This is a genomic window from Gloeotrichia echinulata CP02 (genome assembly GCA_038087035.1).
Classification (GTDB): domain Bacteria; phylum Cyanobacteriota; class Cyanobacteriia; order Cyanobacteriales; family Nostocaceae; genus Gloeotrichia; species Gloeotrichia echinulata.
This window is the reverse complement of record CP051187.1, coordinates 5,326,954-5,348,127: the sequence shown is the minus strand read 5'-3', so window position 1 is coordinate 5,348,127 and position 21,174 is coordinate 5,326,954. Positions and strand designations below refer to the sequence as shown.

Below are 21,174 nucleotides of genomic sequence, written 5' to 3'. Positions count from 1 at the left end.
TAGATAGAGATTAACAGATGCAAGGAGGTGATGCGAGAGTGTTGGTACTAGAATATAAAGCAGTTGTCAAAAGAGCCACATCAAAAGCCATAGATGAAGCTATTCGTACGAATCAATTTGTCCGAAATAAAGTGCTTAGATATTGGATGAATAATCGCGGCGTGGGCAAAAAAGAACTATATCAGTACAACACTCAATTAAGAACAGAATTTAAATTTGTTAATGATTTAAACAGTCATGCTTGTCAGGCGGCAGTAGAAAATGTAGAACGTGCTATCAATAGATTTTTTGATAACTGCAAGAAAAACCAACCTGGAAAAAAGGGTTATCCCCGGTTCAAAAAGCATAGCCGTTCAGTTGAATATAAGGTGTCTGGGTGGAAGTTGCACCCAACAAAACGCCGTATAACGTTCACTGATAGAAAAGGTATTGGCGAACTCAAGCTATTAGGTAAATGGGATATTCATCAATACCCTGTTGAACTAATTAAACGAGTGAGGATTGTGCGTAGAGCGGATGGATACTATGTGCAATTTTGCATCAAGATTGATAATCAACAAGAGGCACCACCAACTACATCAGAAATCGGTATTGATGTCGGCTTAGAATATTTCTACTCTGATAGTAATGGCAACCATCAGGAGAATCCGCGATTTCTCCGCAAGGCAGAGAAAGATATTAAGCGGGTTCAACGTAACATTTACAAGAAAAAAAAAGGGTCATCTGGCAGAAGAAAAGCACGTGGTGTTTATGCTCGGAAACATTTAAAAGTAACAAGACGGAGGAACGAACACGCCAAGAGACTGGCGCGTAACTTATGCCTAGCTAACGCTAAGGTGGTATTGGAAGATTTAAATATTTCCGGCTTGGTAAAAAACCACAAACTAGCCTTGAGCATTTCTGATGCTTCTTGGTACAACTTCCGCCAGTGGCTCGAATACTTTGGTGCAAAATTTGGACGGGAAATCATTGCAGTTCCTCCCCACTTCACAAGCATTGAATGTTCTAATTGTGGTGCTAGAGTGCAAAAATCTTTAAGCACCCGTACCCATTCGTGCCCACACTGCGGATATGTTGAACAACGTGATGTGAATGCAGCCAAAGTAATTTTAAGGAGCCAGTGCCGTGGGCGGGTTTCCCGACTTGAGGCAACTGGCGTTCGTGCAAACGCTACCGGAGGGCATCCGGGAAGTAACGCCAGTAGAGATGTTTCCTCTACTTCTGTTGGTCGTAAGACCTGCAAAAGCAAGGAACGTCAGTGACGCTGGAATCCCCCGGATTTATCCGTGGGGAGTGTCAAAAGCTTTATTCAAGTCCAGTTACACAAAGACCTACTCCACCCAATCCGTAAGTGGTTGGAAGGGATCGAAATTCGTAACCGCAAACTAGCTCATTTCTTGTGCAAGGCTATTCCGGCTCAATGTCCCTTTGAACGAGATATTATCCTATTTGGTCGCCAGCTTTTTCACATTCCACCGATGTGTAAGTTAAATCCTCTTTACGAGGAAGTGGTGAGTTTGCGCTTTAAAGCTCTCTGTTATCTTGCAGATGAATGCGGCGAAGATGTAAACGCCTATTGTTAAACTTTGATGATAATGTAACGCAGTAGTCATTGGCAGCAGCAAATTTACGGTTGTTACGGGGTTAAGTCTATACTAAGCTAACTTACACCTAATTAGATATGTGGCTATTTAGCCAACTTGCCCAGTCTGTGTATCTGTTGACCAAAACCTGTTGAAACCATTAAAATCATCTATGACGCACATCTTACTGGTTGAAGATGAAGTCAAATTAGCGCGATTTGTCGAATTAGAACTAAATTATGAAGGCTATCAAGTCAGCATCGCCTACGATGGATTAACTGCAATCACGGCAACGCAAAAGTTACGTCCAGATTTACTCATTGTAGACTGGATGTTACCTGGTTTGTCGGGTTTAGAAATTTGCCACCGCTTGCGAAGTAGTGGTGACAAGGTGCCGATAATTTTATTAACAGTCAAAGATGAAGTGAGCGATCGCGTAGCAGTCTTAGACTCTGGTGCTGATGATTATGTCGTCAAACCCTTCAGTGTCGAGGAATTATTAGCGAAAGTCAGCGCCCATCTGCGAACAAACAAGGAAGCAGACGCCACCGATATCTTGGAATTTGAAGACCTCAGTTTAAATCGTCGCACAGGACAAGTGTATCGGGGCAAGCGATTAATTGAGTTAACTACCAAAGAATTTGATTTACTAGAATATTTACTCACCCATCCGCGACAGCTAATTACAGGCGATCGCATTTTAGCGGAAGTCTGGGGTTCCGACTTCATGGGCGATGCTAACATTATCGAAGTTTATATTCGCTACTTGTGCTTAAAACTAGAAGCCAATAACGAAAAGCGCCTAGTTCAAACCGTGGAAAGTCTTGGCTACGTATTGCGCGATTAAATTTTTACTGACATTGACCTCCTAACCTCCCATATTTTGCTGGGGTCTAGGGCTGCTTTCTCAGTAAAAACTCATTCAATTGAGAGCTAATTAGATTAGGATGCACAAAGTTGACTCTACAAGACAACACACAACAGCATAAACTCAAATTGCAAATCTCGAATGCTATGACCTATCTAGAAACAGCGGCGCAATTTTACCATAAAGTAGCAGAAACACCGCAAGTGGGACTTTGTTGTGTGCAAAGTACACCCCTACAACTACCAGGACTGAAAATTCCTTTACCAATGCAGGAAATGAACTATGGTTGTGGTACCACAGTTCATCCCACTGAACTGATAAACCAACCCACGGTGCTGTATGTTGGTGTTGGCGGTGGCTTAGAAGCTTTGCAGTTTGCCTATTTTTCCCGTCGTCCAGGTGCGGTAATTGCGGTTGATCCAGTTGAATCCATGCGGGAAGCAGCCACACGCAACCTGGAACTTGCTGCTCAAGAAAATCCCTGGTTTGACACCAGTTTTGTCGAAATTCGCCCAGGTGACGCCTTTAACTTACCCATCGCTGATGCTTCAGTTGATGTGGTAGCACAAAATTGCCTCTTCAATATATTTCAACCAGAAGATTTAACTATTGCTTTAAAAGAAGCATTTCGGGTCTTAAAACCAGGAGGACGCTTACAGATGAGTGATCCCATTGCTACTCGTCCCATTCCACTACATTTACAACAAGATGAGCAGCTACGGGCTATGTGTTTATCAGGCGCACTCACATATCAAGAATATACTCAATTGCTTATTAAAGCTGGCTTTGGTCAGATTGAAATTCGCGCCCGTCGCCCTTACCGCTTGCTAGATACCCAAACTTATAACCTAGAAGAAAATTTACTTCTAGAAAGTCTAGATTCGGTTTCTTTCAAAGTTGCTATTCCCGAAGATGGTGCTTGTATTTTTACTGGAAAAACCGCAATTTATGCGGGTGCAGAAAGTTTTTTTGACGACTCTGCAGGTCATCTATTACAGCGGGGGATTCCATCTGCGGTTTGTGATAAAACTGCTGCTAAACTTGCAGCTTTAATGCCTACAAAAATAATTATTACCGATTCCACTTGGCACTATAACGGTGGTGGTTGTTGTTAGGATTTTAAATAATGACCAATCACCAATGACCAATCACCAATGACCAATCACCAATCACCAATGACAAATGACAAAGAGTAATGAGTAATGAGTAATGAGTAATGAGTAATGAGTAATGACCAATGACCAATGACAAAGAGTAATGAGTAATGATTAATGAGTAATGAGTAATGAGTAATGACCAATGACCAATGACAAATGACAAATGACAAATGACAAATGACAAATGACAAATGACCAAAAAATAATGCTTCAAACAGCAATCACACCATTCAACCAAAAACTCAGTTATCCTTTGAGCAAAAAGGGCATTAGTGTTTTACAAATTAATCTCGGTAAACGCTGTAACCTTGCTTGTACACATTGTCATGTCGAAGCTAGTCCCAAACGTACAGAAGAACTTTCTGGGGAAATTTGCGAACAATTGATTGAGTTAATTCACAGATTTCCCGAAATTAAAATTGTCGATTTAACTGGTGGCGCACCAGAAATGAATTATGGATTCAAGCCATTAGTAGAAGCAGCTAGAGCATCTGGTAAACAGGTAATTGTTCGCTCAAATTTGACGATTTACTTTGTGGATGGGTTTGGTGATTTACCAGAATACTTCGCTCAACATCAAGTTAGAGTTGTGGCTTCTCTACCATGCTACCTAGCAGATAATGTTGATAAAATGCGCGGTACTGGTGTTTTTGATGATTCTATTAAAGCTTTGCAATGCTTGAACCAACTCGGTTATGGACAAAAACCAGATTTAATTTTGGACTTGGTTTACAATCCGCAGTTACCCACAGGTGAAAAATTTTCCTTAGCTCCCGAACAGAGTAATCTCGAACGGGATTACAAAATGTTCTTGCAAGAACATTTTCAGATTGTATTTAACAACCTGTTCACCATTACCAATCTGCCGGTTGGTAGAACTAAAATGCATTTAGAACGGAAAAACCTGTACGCCAGCTATCTACAGTTTTTAGAGTCGCATTTTAATACCAATACCATTGAGCATTTAATGTGTCGTGATGAATTATCGATTGATTATTTGGGTAATGTCTATGATTGCGACTTTAATCAGATGATGAATCTACCTGCGAAAACTTGTAATGGTGAAACCTTGACAATTAGCAAATTGCTAGCAGCTGGTAGTTTAGACCTGGTTGATGAAGTGCAAACTGCTTCCTATTGCTATGGTTGTACTGCTGGGTGTGGTTCTAGCTGTGGTGGTGCCCTGTTGTAAAGTCAATGGTTTTTCAATTTTGGATTGATGTATCTCTATGTATTTATGTAATCAAAATCATCAAATCCAATTTTGTAACAAAATCTGTTAAGTTTACATTGCTAATCGTCAAATTGGTTTATTATGAAATGAGATTAGTTACGTCTCCTCACACCACACCAAAATACCGTGAACTTCTCGAAGTTTTCACGGTTTTTATTTTCTTTTTGTAGATTAAATTATAGTGTTATAACTACTGGAAGTCGCGGATATACTAACAAAGTCTGCCTTTGGAGACTATCAGGTTTTATTTTGTCGTTGAAACTAAAATTAGCACCCTAACGACTGGAAATCACCGCTAGAGGAACATAGAGGTTCGCGTCGCGCGGGAAAGCCTCTGCAGACCATGAGGAAAATTTATGGTGTGGTGATGGGGAAATATTTCGTTACCAAAATTGTTACGAGGCCGTGGCGATGGATGAGCTAGTTTATGATGATATGCAGTTAAGCTCCTTAAACTACACCTAAAGCCGTGGAACTCCTGGTTTCACGGTTTTTCCCTTATTGTGTCGCTACAATGTCAGATACAGCAGATTGCAGGTAAATGAGGTACAGATATTACAATGATTTTCAGGTAAATAGACCACGCTTTTGGGGCGCAAGGCCTAGATCCCCTACAAGGATCTGTGGTTCAAAGAAATGAAAATTGCTGTATGTTAAAATTAAAAAATTGCTAAAAAATTGGTATTATATAGTTACCCTCCTAATTGCCAAGTCTCAATTTCCACGGCATATCCATCCAGCAGCAATCTGTAGAGATATGTAAACGGCATAGAAAGAGCGGGATTAAATTAAGTTTATTGGTTGGATTCTAGGAGGTTGAAAAATAAGATGACCGCGCCTCAACCAACAGTATTGACAAACTCTTATCTTTACGACCAAGATTTTTATCTCTGGATAGAGACAACTGCTAAACAATTAAAAGAAGCCAGATTTTCTGAGGTTGATTTAGAAAATCTCATCGAAGAGATTGAATGCATGGGAAGAAGTGAAAAAAAGGCAATAAAAAGTAATTTAATAGTTGTCTTAATCCATTTGTTAAAATATCAATATCAGCCAGAAAAGCGCCCTCCTAGTTGGAAAGGCTGTATTAGAGAACATCGTCGGCGCCTCAGAGAAGCTTTTGTAGATAGTCCTAGTCTAAAACCATATTTCCAGGAAGTTCTGCTGCAGTGTTATCAAGATGCAAGAAAGCAAGCCAGTGATGAAACTGGTTTATCGCTTGATACTTTTCCGCTAGACTCTCTGTTTAGTGTGGATGAATGTTTAAATGAAGATTTTTTACCAGATTAGTTACAACGGATTTCATCTAAGAGGTTGTTTGAAAAGTTCGACTTTTGACCCTTGACTTTTGACCCTTGACTCTTGACTCTTGACTCTTGACTCTTGACTCTTGACTCTTGACTCTTGACTCTTGACTCTTGACTCTTGACTCTTGACTCTTGACTCTTGACTCTTGACTCTTGACTCTTGACTCTTGACTCTTGACTCTTGACTCTTGACCCTTGACTCTTGACCCTTGACTCTTGACTTTTGACCCTTGACTCTTGACTCTGGACTGCGATCACAGAAGATATATGTGCCAGTTGCGTAAGTCCTGATAAAAATAAGTGTACATTTAAATGTACTATTATCATAGCTATTTCAATTGCGCTAAAGTTGCAAATAAGCGTGCATCTAGCTTGAGCCAGGAGGAAAAAGTGATGAAAGCAGTCATCATGACAGCAGCAGGAAGTCCCGAAGTTCTGCAACTACAAGAATTACCAAAACCTACACCAGGAAATTCAGAAATTTTAGTCCGCTTGGTAGCGGCTGGTGTTAACCCCATTGATACCAAACTGCGTAACCGAGGCACTTTTTATCCCGATCACACTCCGGCTATTTTAGGATGTGATGGTGCTGGTATCGTCGAGGCTGTGGGTGGTGATGTTCAACGCTTTCGCCCTGGGGATGAGGTATATTTTTGCTATGGCGGTTTGGGCGCACACCAAGGCAATTATGCTGAATATACCATCGTTGATGAGCGGTTTGTCGCCCGTAAACCCGCTTCTGTCTCCTTTGCGGAAGCAGCAGCCGCACCTTTGGTGTTAATCACCGCCTGGGAAGCTTTATATGAACGGGGACGACTGGAGCCTGGTGAAAAAGTGTTGATTCATGCCGGTGCTGGTGGTGTCGGACATGTAGCAATTCAACTAGCGAAACTCAAAGGTGCATCTGTCGCCACTACTGTCAGTTCTGAGGATAAGGCGAATTTTGTCCAACAACTAGGTGCTGATGAAGTAATTTTTTATAAACAAACCGACTTTGTGCAAGCCGCATTAAATTGGACTGGTGGCGAAGGTGTAGACTTGGCTTTTGACACTGTTGGCGGCGAAACCTTTCATCAAACCTTCCCCGCAGTGCGAGTATATGGGGATATTGTGACGATTCTCGAACCCGATGCCAAGACTGTTTGGAAAACTGCTAGAGTACGTAATCTACGCATCGGTTTTGAATTAATGTTGACGCCGATGTTGCTAGGCATCACACAAAGCCTCCAGCATCACGCAGAAATTCTCGAACAATCAGCAGCCTCAATTGATCAAGGTAAGTTAAAAATCCACGTCAGTCATAAGTTTCCTCTAGAATCAGCAGCAAAAGCCCATGAATTGCTTGAAAGTGGGTCTATCACCGGTAAAATTGTTCTGCTGATTAACGATGAAAGATAGGTAACGCAGACAAACCCCAGATAGAAACCATTAATTTACGACAAATGGCGTCGGGCGATCGCGACGTAGGAGCGTCTTTTGGATTGACCCCGACCACATTAGCGTAGCGGGACGAAGTACGGGTGCCTTGCTCGGGGATTTTAGATTGACGTGCTTGCGGTGCGTAAAGCCTACGGCATAGCGTAGCGTAAAGCGACGTAGGAGCGTCTTTTAGATTTTTACAGACACATGGGGTCTGCAAGGTACCCCAAAAATCTAAAACTTGTACTGAGCGAAGTCGAAGTATCCAAAACTTGTACTGAGCGTAGCCTTCGGCGCCCGCTCTTAAGTCGTTGGCGTAGCCTCTGTCTGCGACACGCACTCGCGTTCGTAGAGAAGTATCCAAAATCTAAAATTCGGAGGGTCAGAGGGAATAAACAGAACTAAGCGTTTGCTCGCTCAAAATACCTGAAGTCCTTACAAATGACCAATCACAAATGACAAATCACCAATCACAAATTACCAGTAGTCTCAGTGTATTGATCTACTTATTTCTTTTTTTAACATGCGAACCAAATATATTTAGTAGTAGATTAAACTGAAATAAAGGCAGTTACACAAATGTCAAGGTTATTCTATGTTTGTTTTGTGCCTAAGAAAAAAAACAACTTATACCAACTGTAAAATATGATGGTGGAGCTAAAGGTGACTAGTATTGATCATGACATCTTCTCTTTTTCAGGAGAAGTAAGAATTCCCCAAGCTCCTCCTGAATTTAAATCGGGTTTTATCGGCATTATTGGTCGTCCTAATGTCGGTAAATCTACTTTGATGAATCAATTAGTAGGAGAAAAAATAGCAATTACATCACCAGTAGCACAAACTACACGCAATCGATTGCGAGGTATTTTAACTACACCTGAAGCGCAGCTAATATTTGTGGATACACCAGGAATTCATAAACCCCATCATCAATTAGGGGAAGTTCTGGTGAAAAATGCCAAATTAGCAATTGAATCTGTAGATGTGGTACTGTTTGTAGTGGATGCAACAGTGGCTTGTGGATCAGGCGATCGCTTTATTGCCGATTTGCTAGGTCGCAGCCAAACGCCAGTGATTTTGGGTTTGAACAAAATCGACCAAAAACCAGCAAATTCCCAACTAATAGATGAGAGTTACACACAGTTAGCCCAGACTTATCAATGGCAAACAGTAGAATTTTCTGCTAAAACTAGTGTCGGGTTGCCACAACTGCAAAACTTATTAATTGCAAATTTAGAAGCAGGTCCATACTACTATCCACCGGACTTAGTAACCGACCAGCCAGAACGGTTTATTATGGGCGAATTGATTCGCGAACAGATTTTACTTTTGACCCGTGAAGAAGTTCCCCATTCCGTAGCGATCGCCATTGATAAAGTAGAAGAAAGCCCAAGCATTACCCGCGTACTCGCTACCATCAACGTTGAACGAGATTCCCAAAAAGGAATCCTCATTGGTAAAGGTGGCTCCATGCTCAAATCAATCGGTAGTGAAGCACGCGAACAAATCCAAAAATTAATTGCTGGTAAAGTCTACCTAGAACTGTTCGTCAAAGTCCAACCAAAATGGCGCCAGTCTCGCGTGACTTTAGCAGAATTAGGCTATCGCGTCGAAGAGTAAACTACAGGGGATTGGGGATTGGGGATTGGGGATTGGGGATTGCACTTCGGCTCCGCTCTGTTACCAGGGATTGGGGATTGGGGATTGGGGATTGGGGATTGCACTTCGGCTCCGCTCTGTTACCAGGGATTGGGGATTGGGGAGAATGACAAATGACAAATGACAAATGACAACTCCTATTTCCCCATCCTCTACCCGCGACTATCAAATTCTCCAGTCACCAGTAGCCAAATTCTCGAAGCGGAATAACCCTTGACAGGGTTTTTCTGGATTGCTTTCGCCAAAATAGCTCCTAATAGCGCACGACGGACTTCGGAATCTGTGACGCCAGATATCCCTTGCGCCCTAGAGAAATTAATAAAAGCGGTATCATAATCATCCCGACTGGCGGCTGCTTTAATGGCTATTCGCATCAATCGCCCATACTCCAAACCGTAATCCGGGTTAATCCACAGCCCATTAGGAATGCAGTCTCCAGAAAATAAATGGCCTGGTTTATTAGTAATTTGACTGACGCATTTAGAGTCATTCTTACCACCTACAACAGGGAAGGCTGTTGTTGTCACAGTAGTAATAGCCGCTACCACTACCACCAAAACCTGATTGAGTGCTTGTTTCACTTATTCTTTAGGAAAATAGTATATTTACTATTTTTACTTTTTCTCCCTGTGCTGTTAAAAACAAGTACATGAAAATACAAAAAATAAAAAACTCCCCTAGGTGAGGACGATTATGAGTAGGGGCGCAAGGCCTTGCGCCCCGGAAGATCATCAAACAACGCTAAACACCCTGATTTTCCCGTGGTATGAATTATAATTAATTACGTGGAATTTTATTAAATGGCGCATCCATGACGGCGTATTTGTCCCATCCTGGTGCATCAAAGTGCCACCATTCTGTTTTTAATCCAACAAATCCCTGCTTTCGCATTGCATCTTCCAATATTTGTCGATTTTTGCGAGACTGAATACTGCCACCACTATAATCTCTATGAGAAGCTGGAGTAAAAGCATCAAATGCACTAGGCATTTCTAATTCCTTACCACTGCTATTAATTAAAGTTGCGTCTACTGCTGCACCACGATTATGTCGAGAACCTTTGGCAGGATTAGCAACATATCTTTCATCAGGTAGGAGTTTCCACATTTCTTTTTGCACCGAAAGTGGCCTGTAGCAATCATAGACTTTTAACTGCAATTTATTATTTTTGGCTAAATCTTCTTGTACTAGTGAGAGTTTTTTAGCTGCTCCATACCGCAATATACATCTAGCATCAGGATATAATTTCTTTTTTAGGAAGTTATTTGGTGTAGCATAGCGAATATCAAGGGCAATGTTTTTGTTGATTGATTGTATATCAACTAGCTGTGAGTCATTTGCTGCATTAATTGCAGGTTGAGCCGATACTAAATTAGGTTGTGAAGTCGGCGAAGTGCTAGAAGCTATTACTTGATTTAGTGGATTTTGAGGATTACCAACAGAATTTTGACCTGCTTTACCCTGAGTGCAGGCTATTATGAGAAATAATATACATATTATCGAAATTAGAAATTTCCACCGGCGATTAATCATTAGTTTAAATTTTGATAAATGATAGGAGCTAGTACTGCTGCGCGGAATTTACAGCATATTCCAACTTTGTGATCTACTGATTATCAGGACTTACTTATACAAATTCAACAAATCTTTGCAATACAGGACTTACGCACAACTAACGGAGAAACGAACCACATTCGCGTAGCGTCTCTCTTCGAGAGGCTTCTCTATGTTCCCTACGGGACGCTACGCGTAAGCGAAGCCGCAGGCTTTACGCGTAGCGTGTCGTAGACAGAGGCTCCGCCAACGCCAACGTAGAGAAGGACACAAAGAACACGTTTACACAATTTACTACCCCAATTCCTTGAATCACAAAAACATCACGGGTCGTGTAGAAGCCACTTGGCAATAGATGCGTGGAGGAAACACGCCACGGCTTGTTTTAACAAGTGTGGAAAATGATATGATCAAATTGTGAGTAGGAATAACCATCTACGTGTTGAAGTGTTTTGTAAGGAGTAACCCCTGATTTACCTCGCATTCGCACAGGTTGCGATTCTGGGTAAAACTTGTAATGGGAAAACATGAAGCGTACCGAACTGGCGTTGTGATGGACTCGGAAAACAAAAAAATCCTATTTCGTACCTGCCTATGATTGAAAAAGAATTAAGCAGGCTCAATTTTAGTGGAAAAATTATCTTCGATTTATTACTTTCTAATGGATATAGCTCAAATCGATTTATTGAAGCAGATGTATATGAGGCTAAAGTTAACAGAGGCTCAATGAAAGTGATTGATTCTTCTAAATTAGATGAATTTCTTATGAGAAAAACTCATGATTTTTATAAATCTCATCCAAAGTTAGTAGAGAGTAATAATATCTTATTGGATGAAGAAAAATACCATTTAATTCACAGTTGATTAATTATCCATAAACCTCATCTGAAAGTAATAAATCCCTGGAGTCCTCGTGAGTGAAATTGACAAAGCTATTCAAAAGTATGAAGACCTACGCCAGTTAATCTCAACTAGTGATTTTATGGTCTCTGCTTATAAAGAAATTAATTATGGCTTACAATTTTCAATTCAAAAAGCAGGGTGGTCGGGTATTATCAGAATCTATCAAAATAAGCAGGGTAAGGTAAAGGTTGACTTTTCCCAATTAGATGAAAGTGAAAATTCCCGCTTGATAAAAAGCTTCTCTGAAGAAAAAAGTCTTCCTCTTCCTAAAGAGTTAAGCTCAACTCTCCCTAATGATTTGACATTACCTATTATTGGAAGTGACGAATCTGGTAAAGGGGATTATTTCGGGCCTTTGGTGAGTGCGAGCATATATGTAGACGAAGCAATGGCGAGCCAACTCACACTAATGAATGTGAGAGATAGTAAAGCTATAAGCGATAATAAAATTCAGAAAATTGCTAGAGATATCCGAAGAATTTGCCATAATAAGTTTGTGATTGTAGAAATTTCTGCTGCAAGATATAACCAGATATATGCCAAACTTGAAAACGAGAAAAAATCACTTAATGACTTACTGGCTTGGGCACACGCTAAAGCAATAGAGGATCTACTATCTAAAGTTGAATGTCAAACAGCGATAGTTGATCAATTCGCTGACGAAAAGCTTTTGCTTGAAAAACTACAAGAACATGGTAAGAAATTAAAAATTATTCAAGCTCATCGGGCTGAGAGTCATATAGCTGTTGCAGCAGCTTCAATCTTAGCAAGAGAGCGATTTCTCAATAAACTAGACAACTTGGGAAAACAGTACCACACAAAATTACCAAAAGGCTCTTCTCAAGCAGTTGTTACTATAGCAAGACAGTTGATTGAACAAAATGGTAGAGAAATTTTGGAGAAGGTTGCAAAACTCCATTTCAAGACGACAAATGAAGTACTAGGTTAGTTGTAGCAAACTGCAAACATAAACGCTTCAAACTGCAAACAAGCCGATTTTGAAACCACATTAAGGTTCTTGGTAACTTTTGGTGATCTTGGTATGAAACCGAGATACATGTAAAAACCTGCAAGATGGGCTGAAACCCCTTATCCTGTATGGTTTTGATAATTTGATATAGTAGGCTGAAAAAGCCGTGTTCGGTAACGAGAAACCTAGCCTTTTGGAGTCATCTTGCCGGAAAAAACACATATCTCGGCTCAATGCCAAACAGGTAACAACTAAATCTCATAAAAAAACTCAATCAAAAACTAAATCACCTGTACAATTAAGCTTACCATTAAAATAATGCCCAACTTATACATTATCGGTGGTGCAAACGGTTCTGGTAAAACCACCGCCGCTATGCAAATTCTCCCCTATTTTCTAGAAGTATTTGAATACGTCAACGCTGATGAAATAGCCGCCGGACTTTCTCCTTTTAACCCGGAATCTGTAGCAGTTCAAGCCGGACGTTTAATGTTAGAAAGATTAGAAACTCTGGTAAACGCTGAAGCTGACTTTGCCTTTGAAACTACATTAGCAGCCCGTAACTTTGCCCGATTCTTGAGAGAATGTAGGGAGAAAGGTTATATGCTCAACTTAATTTACTTTTGGTTACAAAGTCCCGAATTAGCCATTGCACGGGTACGCAGAAGGGTAGAAAGTGGTGGTCACAACATCCCAGAAGACACTATTCGCCGTCGCTACGAACGTGGTAGAAAGAACTTAATTGAATTATACTTACCTTTATGTGATAGATGGATTGTTTATGATAACTCTAACCCAATTTTACAGCTAATCGCTGAACGCCCTTTAAATCAAGAGCCTATCATTTATCAACCCCAAGTATGGAGTCAAATCACTACTAATGAATAAACCAACTTCTGCAAATAAACCAATTCCAGAGAAATTATCTAGCCAAATTGATGCAGGTGTTAAACTCGCTATTGCTAAGGCTATTGAAAGACACCGCAAATTAGGCGAATCTATTAGCATTTGGCAAGATGGCCAAGTTGTGACCTTAACTCCTGAACAAATTCCGCCTCTAACCTCAGATGACTAAACTTATGATAACCTCAGATGAATAAATTTCTGATGAGGAATTTTTCTTGTTTAAAAAATACATTTCTATTTAATTTCTATGGCTAACGAATCTGCTGCTATAGTCCAAAAACTCTGGAATTACTGCAACGTCCTCCGCGATGACGGCGTGAGTTACAGTGATTATGTAGAACAACTTACCTATTTATTATTCTTAAAAATGGTAGAGGAACAAAATCAACTTCCTCCCCCATTGGGTAAACGTTCCACCATTCCCCCTGATTATAGCTGGGAAGCATTACGCTCTAAAGATGGAGATGCTTTAGAAATTCAATATCGCCACACCTTAGAACAACTGGGGAAAGAAAAAGGACTTTTAGGCGTTATCTTCCGTAAATCTCAAAACAGAATTCAAGACCCAGCTAAATTAAAACGACTGGTAGAATTAATTAATTCAGAAACTTGGATAGGTTTAGATATTGACGTTAAAGGAGAAATTTACGAAGGTCTATTACAAAAGAACGCTGAAGATGTTAAAAACAGTTTTTATCTCAATGTGCCAGTTGCGTAAGTCCTGACATCGATAGTAAGGGCGCAAGGCCCTGCGCCCCTACCCCTACCTGTATTATCAGCCGCCCTTTGGCACCGTATCCCCAGGACCTGCGGTGACAATCACGAGATTTTCTGGCTGAATTAACTCCTGAATTGCTTGCTTTACTTGAGCTAGAGTTACTTGCTCAATCCGCTGGGGAAACTCTCTCAGTTCCTGTAAAGACAGCCCGTAGACAGCGTTATTCAAAATCATGCTGGCGACATCACTGGGATTAGCCAAATCCACAGGATAGCTATTGACAATTGAGCGTTTTGCTGCATTAAATTCTGCCTCAGTCACTCCTTGTTCACGTAACTGTTTGAGTAAAGCCAGGGTACTAGCGATCGCTTTTTGAGTATCACCGGGTGCAGTCTGCATCTGAATTAAGAACGGGCCTGGATTGACTCCGGCTGCAAATCCACTGTAGATCCCATAGGTCAGACCTTGGCGATCGCGCACCTCCGTACCCAAGCGGCTAGACAAGGTATCACCGCCTAAAATTTGATTCAACACTAGGGCTGCATAATAACGCGGGTCTTTCCTAGAAATGCCGTTATAACCGATGTATGTCACAGCTTCTGCCTTACCAGGAATCACCGAGGTTAGCTGTGTCATATTTACTGGAATTTTAACTGATGGGAGATTGAGAACAGGCGGCTTACCTGTAACTTCCCATTTACCAAAAGTCTGATTGAGCAAGGCTTTCACCTTAACTGGGTCAAAGTCACCCACCAGGGCGATCATTGTCGTATCTGGTCGATAATGTTCTTGGTAGAAGCGTAGCACATCATCATGAGTAATGCTTTTTAAGCTTTCGACTGTGGGAAAGCTATGGAAAGGATGATTTTCTGGGTAAATTGCTTGCTGGAATACCCGTCTTCCCAATCCCCTGGGGTCATCAAGCTGCATTTTCAGACTCGTCAAAGCCCGTTGGCGAGTTAGTTCGAGTTGGTCTGTGGGGAAGGTCGCTTTTTGGACAACATCTGCCAAGGTTTCAATTAAAATTGGCAAGTTAGCTGATAATCCCTGACCACCAATGGTAACTCCCTCACGCGCGGCGGTAAAGTCTAAAGATGCGCCCCGGTCTTCTAAGGTTTTCGCTAAAGCCAAAGCATTTTGAGTCTGCGTCCCATTCATTAAGTTGTTAGCAGTCAAACTCGCTAATCCAGCTTTTTGATTACCATCAAACTCATTCCCGGCGTCGATTTGTCCGCTGAGGTTGACAACAGGAACGCTATGGTCAGGTAACAGGAGAAATTGTAACCCGTTCTCTAGGGTAAACAGCTCTGGTAGCGATTGTTTGTTAGAAACAGTGGCTGATGTCGCAGGAGGGAGATATTTAGCGATTTCTGCTGGATCTACAGGCTTACCGGGGCTAAAGTTCTCGACGGTGCGACCAGAACCACCATTAGAAGTTCCTGGTTTACCATCAAGTTGCGTTGGCTGAAAGTAACCGATGGTTTGTTTCGCCGGACTGAGGTAAGTTTTCGCCACCCGCAGTACATCTTTTGGGGTAACTTTGGCGATCGCAGCGAGATACTGTTCAACATAGCGATAATCGCCAGTAACAGTTTGGTTATACCCCAATTGACTCGCCTGACTGGTAATATCTTGGTTTCCCAATACAAACGAAGCTAAAAGTAAGGTCTTCGCCCGATTCAATTCTTCTAAAGTGACTGGCTGTTGTTGTAGTTTGACCAAAGCTTCCTGGAGTACATCAGCAATTTTAGCCAACTCTTGACCTGGCGCCGCCGTAGCGTTAATTTCATACCAACCTGGTTCAATCAGTTCTGCAGCACTCGCATTAACTGAGCTAGCCAGTCCAGATTCGACCACAGCTTGGTAAAGCCTAGAACTACGTCCACCAGTCAAAATCGCATCCATCACATCGATTGCTGGTACATCAGGATGCTTAATGTCGGGCAGAGGATACACAAATTGTAACAGTGCCGCACTTCCCGGCTGCTTGAGGACTATTGGCGCTTTTTTGGTAACAGGGGTAGCAGGGGAAGGGTCGGCAATAGAAGAAGATGCATAGAATCTATTAAGTGCCTTCCTTGCGTCATTCAGTACCGTTTTCTCTGCCAACTTCCCAAAAGTTTCTTCCACAACTTTCAGCACAGGTTCTGTAGCAAAATCGCCGGTAATCACCAAAGTGGCATTTTCTGGGCTATAGTAGGTTTGGTAATAATTCCGCACCTGCTCCACCGTAAATTTAGTGACATCAGCTTTTGTCCCGCCCACAGGTAAACCATAGGCACGGTTGGGGAAAGCCGCTCTCATCACTGCTCGACTCAAACGATAACTTGGTGAATTTTCGTACCCCTGCAACTCGGATATAACTACCCGTTTCTCACTTGTTAATTGTGCAGATCCTACCAAAGCATTTTCCATGCGGTCAGCTTCTAGGGTCAGCAGTGCTTCTAGTTTATCTCGCGGCACTGTCCCAAAGTAAGCCGTTTCATCATAACTGGTAAAAGCATTAAACTGACTGCCTAAAGCACTAAATAGCCGTCCAAACTGCACCGGACGGTCAGCGGTCCCTTTAAACATCAAATGCTCTAATTGGTGAGAAATGCCATTTTCTCCCGTTCCTTCATTGCGTGAGCCAACTTTATACCAAACTTGTACACTTACCACAGGGGCGGTATGAACTTCCTTAGTCAGTACAGTTAAGCCATTGTCCAAGACCTTCTTTTGCACACCCTGGGTGAGTGAAGCCCCAGATACAGGTGCAAGGGCTTTTGGTGTCACAGCATTGGTAAAATTGCCCCAAAAGGGCACAACACTGAGGAGGAAACTCAGGAACAATCCTATAAGCATGTAACGTGAGTGCTTCATAAACAATTCACACAGATATCTTTCATTTTTAATTGAAAATTTCCCACTTTGCATCTGAGTCAATCAGCGCCCTTACACACCTACCAGTTTAATGAGCGATCGCCTTTGCTAACTTAACTATGGTTCGCCATTTCGCGTGAAGAATGGCGGAGATAGGCTAGCCACTAACAGAAATTGACAATTATTGTTAGTGGTGGGAGAATGAAAAATAGAGGTATATTACCGGACATGGGGCAATGAACGTTCATCTTGGTCAGACCTTCGATAAATTTGTGGCTGAACTCATTGAAAGCGGACTCTACCAATCGCAAAGTGAAGTAATCCGGGAGGGGCTTCGTCTTCTCAAGGAACGAGAAGACCTACGGAACCTCAAACTTCAACAGCTTCGCCGTGAGATTCAAGTGGGAATAGATCAGCTGGAGCGTGGGGAGTTGACTACCTACACCTCATCACAAGAACTTGCTGATGAAATCAAAACAAAAGGACGTCAGAAAATCGCCTCCTTAGAATGGAACGATCAGGTATGAAGGAGTTGCGAGTTACCGATGAAGCAAAATCGGATCTCTTGGAAATTTGGTTGTACCTCTCTCAAAACAATGAAAGTGCAGCAGATACCATTATTACCAAGTTAACTCAGAAGTTTGACGATCTGGTTGCAACGCCTGAAATCGGGCGAAAACGTGCAGATATTGCGCCTCTTATCCGCAGTTTTCCGGTGGGAAAGTATCTGATTTTTTACCGAATTATTGACTCAGGTATTGAGATTGTCAGGGTAATCCACGGTGCAAGAGATATTGAAAATCTCTTTGAGTGACCATAGCAGTCAGTAGGGTTAGCCTTTAATCTACTATCTTTTGTATAAGAAAATTACTTCATTGCAAAATTCCCACCAAAATTTTCATTAAATCCGCTAAATCATCGGGAATTCGATATAGGGAAACATCCTGAAAAATCTGCTGCTTTGTTTTTTCTAACCGACCAAAACGCCAAGCATCGCCAATTGTCACCGCACCATAAAATATATCACCTTCTTCTACTTCAGAAATTGCAATTAGTTCTACCGCAAGCTGTGTAAATCCCCGTGTCAAGTCATCATTTTTAGCTTCAACCACCAACAACCCTGGATTGCGTTTGAGAAAATAATCCAAATTACCCTTCAACCAGTTATTTACTAACAACGGATACTCAATTCGCACCTGACATTGACAATACCGAGCAACTTCTAGCAATGCAGGTGCTACAAGCGTCTCGCGTCTTGCTGTCTCACTGCTCAAAGTGAACTACCTACACCGATTTGGAGTACCAAATACGGTATAGGCTTCTGGTACATTTCGCAATGCTGCCAGAACTTCCTTAGAGGTACTATTAGTAGTAGAACCATCCACTACCGGATTCCCTTTACGGCGTTTTATCGTTGGGAACAGTCCCAGCCCAACGCGCTTTACGTTGATAGCGGCATTAATATCCCTATCAACCAAAAGCGATTCTTTTTCGTCCCAATAATTACGAATGTTGCAATCAGTGAAGATAAATTCATCACGATACGCAAGCAATTGAGATGTGTATGCAGGTTTGACTGCTATTGTCCTAGTTCCAGCTTTTCGGGCTATGTATTCTAGGATTGTGAAAAATTGTCCAAATGCAGCATCGTTCCAGGATTTATTTAATCCTGATTTAGCTGATTGACCGTTGGGTAAATATTTCCCATTTTCATCTTGTTTGGCTTTATTTTTCTTTGATAAAGCTCTTAAATTTAAATCTTCATATACAAAAACTTTCTTCCCAGTTTTGAGCAAGGTATGGGCAGTTTTAAAAGCATGGTCAATTCTAGCTCTGGCAATACGTTGATGTTCTTTTGCTTCTTTTTTAGCTAATTTACGGCGTGATTTACTGCCCTTTTTCTTGGTGGATTTACGTTTGGATATATCTGCTAGTCTCTTTTCGGACTTAGAGAAAGATTTTAGCGATGGTAGCTTGGTATTCTCTGAAGTTGCCAAATAATCATCTTCATGTAATACTGCATCCAATCCAAGACTGTTTTCCCAAGTTGGAGCAATTTCATCAGGTGTAAAGGTAGGAATATTTGGGTCTGACAAACAAATGGTTACGTACCACCCATCCGCCTTTTTTGTCAAAAGAGCATTTTTTAAAATAAATCCATTAGGTAATGGGCGATGTAAACGCACCTTTACCCAGCCTTTTAATTTTGAAAATGACAAAAATAGCCATTCTTGCTCAACACGTTCGACAGTAATAGCTTGACCTTCAATTTTTATTGTGCGATAACGCGCAGCATTTTTAAAACGAGGTTTGCCACTACGATTTCCTTTGTAATCACCTTCAACAAAGCGAGAAAAAGCTGAAGGGGCGACGAAACAAGCTCAAAAGCTTTGTATGTAAGGAGGGCAACGTTTTGTGGTAGAAAAAGATAGGTCTACTTTTGTCAATAAGACCTATCTAATGATAATGTTACCTGCATTCTACCAAAACCACTTAAAAAGTCAATTAAGTTTAGCAGAATACTTGCTGCTAAAAATTTTAATCCATCTATTACAGTCAATCAAAGAAGTAACTTTAGAAAAGTTAGCAAATGCGCTACCTTTGGCAGTTAAATTTGAGAGTAGAAGAAAGAGAATACAAAGATTTTTATCATTACCAAATCTCACCATTGAGAAAGTTTGGTTTCCCATTATTAAAGAATGGCTGGAAACATACTTCAAAGATGAAAAAATTATTTATATAGCAATTGATAGAACTAATTGGAGTCGGATAAATTTATTCATGGTGAGTATCATTTGGGATAAAAGAGCAGTACCAATATATTTTACTTTATTGCCAAAATTAGGTAATAGTAACATCGCTGAACAACAAAAAATATTGTCTCAAGTAATACCAATCTTTAAAAACTATAAAATCTGTGTATTAGGTGATAGAGAATTTTGCTCTGTCAAACTGGCAAAGTATCTCCAGGGATTGGATGTGTATTTTTGTTTGCGATTAAAAAAGAATGAGTTTTTGCAAGTTGAAAAAGATGTTTTTGTTGAGTTAAAAAATCTGGGTTTAGTACCGGGAGTTTCTTTTTTTATCAAAGGAGTTAAAGTGACAAAGACTCGGGGTTTTATGAGCTTTAATGTAGCGGCTAAATGGAAACGTAAAATCAATGGAGTAGCACCGAAAGAAGGATGGTTTATTTTAACAAATTTTGACGACTTAGAGTCGGCAATATCTGCCTATAAACAAAGATTTGATATAGAAGAAATGTTTAGAGATTTTAAAACAGGTGGTTATAATTTAGAAGAGACTAATGTTGAAGGCAACCGATTTATTTCTCTAGTTTTACTGATAACGCTCGCTTACACTTCTGCCATGATTCAGGGTCAAAAAATTAAACATAAAGGAATACAAAAATATGTAGCTCGTGTTAAAGAGTCTGGTCGCTCTGTGCGGAGACATAGTAGTTTTTATGTTGGCTTGTATGGTCAAACTTGGGTCAATTTCACAGATATTTGTATGGAATTAGTGACAGAATTAATGAGAATTAATCGTAATAAGCGCAAGTATTATCAACAGGGATTGAGGGCTATGAAGCTTATCGAGTCTATGTTTTAGCTTATTTCGTCGCCCCCTCAGGAGAAAAAGCCAAGTCTACACGCTTGGATACATCCTGTAATGTCTGAGATGGAACACTTGTAAAGTCTAGTAGTTCACCAGAATGACTTACCTTTATCAAGTCGGACTTAATAACAGGAAGTTGTTTTTTTTGTGAGTAATAGTCGGGGTTGTCTCGTAATTTTGGTATTGAACAAATTAACGGACAAAAATTAATTGCAGTCCGATTATACTGATACCAGTCGAACCTGTCTCCTAACTGCCTGTTGTACCAGTATCGACAAATTCTTAACCAATTGTTTAGCTGGATTTTTTGCTTGGTGTCTGGATAAGCGCGGTACTGATAGTTAAGCAGTATAAGGAAATCACCTACTTAATTGCATTTAGTGTTGACGTTTATTACTATAAAGTATCGAGAAGGAAAA

General features: G+C 40.8%; 23 protein-coding genes and 1 pseudogene. 17 read left to right on the top strand and 7 right to left on the bottom strand.

Annotated features, from left to right (window positions below):
- Nucleotides 1-38 precede the first annotated feature (38 nt).
- The 4 genes from HEQ19_23655 to arsM all read left to right on the top strand — a co-directional run bounded on the left by HEQ19_23655 (nucleotide 39) and on the right by arsM (nucleotide 3,566).
- Nucleotides 39-1,262: a transposase gene (locus HEQ19_23655; protein ID WYM03573.1), complete on the top strand. Its 1,224-nt coding sequence runs from the start codon at nucleotides 39-41 to the stop codon at nucleotides 1,260-1,262.
- A gap of 24 nt (nucleotides 1,263-1,286) precedes the next feature.
- Nucleotides 1,287-1,583, top strand: a complete 297-nt coding sequence (locus tag HEQ19_23650; GenBank protein ID WYM02041.1) for a Mo-dependent nitrogenase C-terminal domain-containing protein — start codon at nucleotides 1,287-1,289, stop codon at nucleotides 1,581-1,583.
- A gap of 172 nt (nucleotides 1,584-1,755) precedes the next feature.
- Nucleotides 1,756-2,430 (top strand): response regulator transcription factor, encoded by a 675-nt coding sequence (locus tag HEQ19_23645; GenBank protein ID WYM02040.1) that lies wholly within the window; start codon nucleotides 1,756-1,758, stop codon nucleotides 2,428-2,430.
- A gap of 167 nt (nucleotides 2,431-2,597) precedes the next feature.
- Entirely contained in the window at nucleotides 2,598-3,566 is a 969-nt protein-coding gene (arsM, locus tag HEQ19_23640) for an arsenosugar biosynthesis arsenite methyltransferase ArsM (GenBank protein ID WYM03572.1), read from the top strand.
- Between the two features lie 19 nt (nucleotides 3,567-3,585).
- On the opposite strand, the gene HEQ19_23635 is transcribed toward arsM, so the two are convergent.
- On the bottom strand, nucleotides 3,586-3,822 hold the full coding sequence (locus tag HEQ19_23635; protein ID WYM02039.2) for a hypothetical protein: 237 nt from the start codon (nucleotides 3,820-3,822) through the stop codon (nucleotides 3,586-3,588).
- Here HEQ19_23635 and arsS point away from each other — a divergent pair.
- The 5 genes from arsS to HEQ19_23610 all read left to right on the top strand — a co-directional run bounded on the left by arsS (nucleotide 3,814) and on the right by HEQ19_23610 (nucleotide 9,337).
- Complete coding sequence (arsS, locus tag HEQ19_23630; GenBank protein WYM02038.1) at nucleotides 3,814-4,800, top strand: arsenosugar biosynthesis radical SAM (seleno)protein ArsS; 987 nt, start codon at nucleotides 3,814-3,816, stop codon at nucleotides 4,798-4,800. The genes HEQ19_23635 and arsS overlap by 9 nt on opposite strands.
- An 870-nt stretch (nucleotides 4,801-5,670) precedes the next feature.
- Nucleotides 5,671-6,132 (top strand): DUF29 domain-containing protein, encoded by a 462-nt coding sequence (locus HEQ19_23625; GenBank protein WYM02037.1) that lies wholly within the window; start codon nucleotides 5,671-5,673, stop codon nucleotides 6,130-6,132.
- Between the two features lie 410 nt (nucleotides 6,133-6,542).
- Nucleotides 6,543-7,547 carry a zinc-dependent alcohol dehydrogenase family protein gene (locus tag HEQ19_23620; GenBank protein ID WYM02036.1) on the top strand — a complete coding sequence of 335 codons (1,005 nt, stop codon included), beginning with the start codon at nucleotides 6,543-6,545 and terminating at the stop codon, nucleotides 7,545-7,547.
- Nucleotides 7,548-8,213: 666 nt separating this feature from the next.
- A complete protein-coding gene (era, locus tag HEQ19_23615; GenBank protein WYM02035.1) occupies nucleotides 8,214-9,188 on the top strand; it encodes a GTPase Era in 975 nt (324 codons plus the stop codon).
- An 11-nt stretch (nucleotides 9,189-9,199) separates the two neighbouring features.
- Nucleotides 9,200-9,337 (top strand): hypothetical protein, encoded by a 138-nt coding sequence (locus tag HEQ19_23610; protein ID WYM02034.1) that lies wholly within the window; start codon nucleotides 9,200-9,202, stop codon nucleotides 9,335-9,337.
- 42 nt (nucleotides 9,338-9,379) lie between these two features.
- On the opposite strand, the gene HEQ19_23605 is transcribed toward HEQ19_23610, so the two are convergent.
- Both HEQ19_23605 and HEQ19_23600 read right to left on the bottom strand, forming a co-directional pair.
- Entirely contained in the window at nucleotides 9,380-9,808 is a 429-nt protein-coding gene (locus HEQ19_23605; GenBank protein WYM02033.1) for a hypothetical protein, read from the bottom strand.
- A gap of 196 nt (nucleotides 9,809-10,004) precedes the next feature.
- Nucleotides 10,005-10,760, bottom strand: coding sequence for a M15 family metallopeptidase (locus tag HEQ19_23600; GenBank protein ID WYM02032.1), 756 nt, complete (start codon nucleotides 10,758-10,760; stop codon nucleotides 10,005-10,007).
- Between the two features lie 615 nt (nucleotides 10,761-11,375).
- Between HEQ19_23600 and HEQ19_23595 the strand changes: the two genes are divergently transcribed.
- From HEQ19_23595 to HEQ19_23575, 5 genes are all read left to right on the top strand, one after another.
- A complete protein-coding gene (locus HEQ19_23595; GenBank protein ID WYM02031.1) occupies nucleotides 11,376-11,645 on the top strand; it encodes a type II toxin-antitoxin system RnlB family antitoxin in 270 nt (89 codons plus the stop codon).
- Nucleotides 11,646-11,694: 49 nt separating this feature from the next.
- Nucleotides 11,695-12,633, top strand: coding sequence for a ribonuclease HIII (gene rnhC / locus HEQ19_23590; protein ID WYM03571.2), 939 nt, complete (start codon nucleotides 11,695-11,697; stop codon nucleotides 12,631-12,633).
- Between the two features lie 339 nt (nucleotides 12,634-12,972).
- Nucleotides 12,973-13,542: a zeta toxin family protein gene (locus HEQ19_23585; GenBank protein ID WYM02030.1), complete on the top strand. Its 570-nt coding sequence runs from the start codon at nucleotides 12,973-12,975 to the stop codon at nucleotides 13,540-13,542.
- A complete protein-coding gene (locus HEQ19_23580; protein ID WYM03570.2) occupies nucleotides 13,535-13,729 on the top strand; it encodes a hypothetical protein in 195 nt (64 codons plus the stop codon). Before HEQ19_23585 ends, HEQ19_23580 begins: the two co-directional genes overlap by 8 nt.
- Nucleotides 13,730-13,807: 78 nt before the next feature.
- Complete coding sequence (locus tag HEQ19_23575; protein WZI66998.1) at nucleotides 13,808-14,278, top strand: type I restriction-modification system subunit M N-terminal domain-containing protein; 471 nt, start codon at nucleotides 13,808-13,810, stop codon at nucleotides 14,276-14,278.
- A gap of 57 nt (nucleotides 14,279-14,335) precedes the next feature.
- On the opposite strand, the gene HEQ19_23570 is transcribed toward HEQ19_23575, so the two are convergent.
- Nucleotides 14,336-17,140, bottom strand: a complete 2,805-nt coding sequence (locus tag HEQ19_23570) for a pitrilysin family protein (GenBank protein ID WYM03569.2) — start codon at nucleotides 17,138-17,140, stop codon at nucleotides 14,336-14,338.
- 236 nt (nucleotides 17,141-17,376) lie between these two features.
- Here HEQ19_23570 and HEQ19_23565 point away from each other — a divergent pair, with 236 nt between their 5' ends.
- Entirely contained in the window at nucleotides 17,377-17,667 is a 291-nt protein-coding gene (locus HEQ19_23565) for a type II toxin-antitoxin system ParD family antitoxin (GenBank protein ID WYM02029.1), read from the top strand.
- On the top strand, nucleotides 17,649-17,954 hold the full coding sequence (locus HEQ19_23560; protein ID WYM03568.2) for a type II toxin-antitoxin system RelE/ParE family toxin: 306 nt from the start codon (nucleotides 17,649-17,651) through the stop codon (nucleotides 17,952-17,954). The genes HEQ19_23565 and HEQ19_23560 overlap by 19 nt, the downstream gene beginning before the upstream one ends.
- Nucleotides 17,955-18,012: 58 nt before the next feature.
- On the opposite strand, the gene HEQ19_23555 is transcribed toward HEQ19_23560, so the two are convergent.
- Both HEQ19_23555 and HEQ19_23550 read right to left on the bottom strand, forming a co-directional pair.
- Nucleotides 18,013-18,414 (bottom strand): hypothetical protein, encoded by a 402-nt coding sequence (locus HEQ19_23555; GenBank protein WZI66997.1) that lies wholly within the window; start codon nucleotides 18,412-18,414, stop codon nucleotides 18,013-18,015.
- Between the two features lie 6 nt (nucleotides 18,415-18,420).
- Nucleotides 18,421-19,437: pseudogene (locus HEQ19_23550) on the bottom strand (transposase).
- A 169-nt stretch (nucleotides 19,438-19,606) separates the two neighbouring features.
- On the opposite strand from HEQ19_23550, the gene HEQ19_23545 reads away from it, so the two are divergent.
- Entirely contained in the window at nucleotides 19,607-20,749 is a 1,143-nt protein-coding gene (locus HEQ19_23545; GenBank protein WYM03567.1) for an IS4 family transposase, read from the top strand.
- Between the two features lies 1 nt (nucleotide 20,750).
- Here HEQ19_23545 and HEQ19_23540 read toward each other — a convergent pair whose 3' ends face one another.
- On the bottom strand, nucleotides 20,751-21,059 hold the full coding sequence (locus HEQ19_23540; protein WZI67240.1) for a hypothetical protein: 309 nt from the start codon (nucleotides 21,057-21,059) through the stop codon (nucleotides 20,751-20,753).
- Nucleotides 21,060-21,174 lie beyond the last annotated feature (115 nt).

Coding starts and splice junctions, on each gene's coding strand:
- HEQ19_23565 (WYM02029.1), top strand. CDS start 17,377: ATGAACGTTCATCTTGGTCAGACCTTCGATAAATTTGTGGCTGAACTC.
- HEQ19_23575 (WZI66998.1), top strand. CDS start 13,808: ATGGCTAACGAATCTGCTGCTATAGTCCAAAAACTCTGGAATTACTGC.
- arsS (WYM02038.1), top strand. CDS start 3,814: ATGCTTCAAACAGCAATCACACCATTCAACCAAAAACTCAGTTATCCT.
- HEQ19_23545 (WYM03567.1), top strand. CDS start 19,607: ATGTTACCTGCATTCTACCAAAACCACTTAAAAAGTCAATTAAGTTTA.
- HEQ19_23570 (WYM03569.2), bottom strand. CDS start 17,140: ATGAAGCACTCACGTTACATGCTTATAGGATTGTTCCTGAGTTTCCTC.
- era (WYM02035.1), top strand. CDS start 8,214: ATGATGGTGGAGCTAAAGGTGACTAGTATTGATCATGACATCTTCTCT.
- HEQ19_23580 (WYM03570.2), top strand. CDS start 13,535: ATGAATAAACCAACTTCTGCAAATAAACCAATTCCAGAGAAATTATCT.
- HEQ19_23625 (WYM02037.1), top strand. CDS start 5,671: ATGACCGCGCCTCAACCAACAGTATTGACAAACTCTTATCTTTACGAC.
- HEQ19_23585 (WYM02030.1), top strand. CDS start 12,973: ATGCCCAACTTATACATTATCGGTGGTGCAAACGGTTCTGGTAAAACC.
- HEQ19_23620 (WYM02036.1), top strand. CDS start 6,543: ATGAAAGCAGTCATCATGACAGCAGCAGGAAGTCCCGAAGTTCTGCAA.
- HEQ19_23560 (WYM03568.2), top strand. CDS start 17,649: ATGGAACGATCAGGTATGAAGGAGTTGCGAGTTACCGATGAAGCAAAA.
- arsM (WYM03572.1), top strand. CDS start 2,598: ATGACCTATCTAGAAACAGCGGCGCAATTTTACCATAAAGTAGCAGAA.
- HEQ19_23595 (WYM02031.1), top strand. CDS start 11,376: ATGATTGAAAAAGAATTAAGCAGGCTCAATTTTAGTGGAAAAATTATC.
- HEQ19_23600 (WYM02032.1), bottom strand. CDS start 10,760: ATGATTAATCGCCGGTGGAAATTTCTAATTTCGATAATATGTATATTA.
- HEQ19_23645 (WYM02040.1), top strand. CDS start 1,756: ATGACGCACATCTTACTGGTTGAAGATGAAGTCAAATTAGCGCGATTT.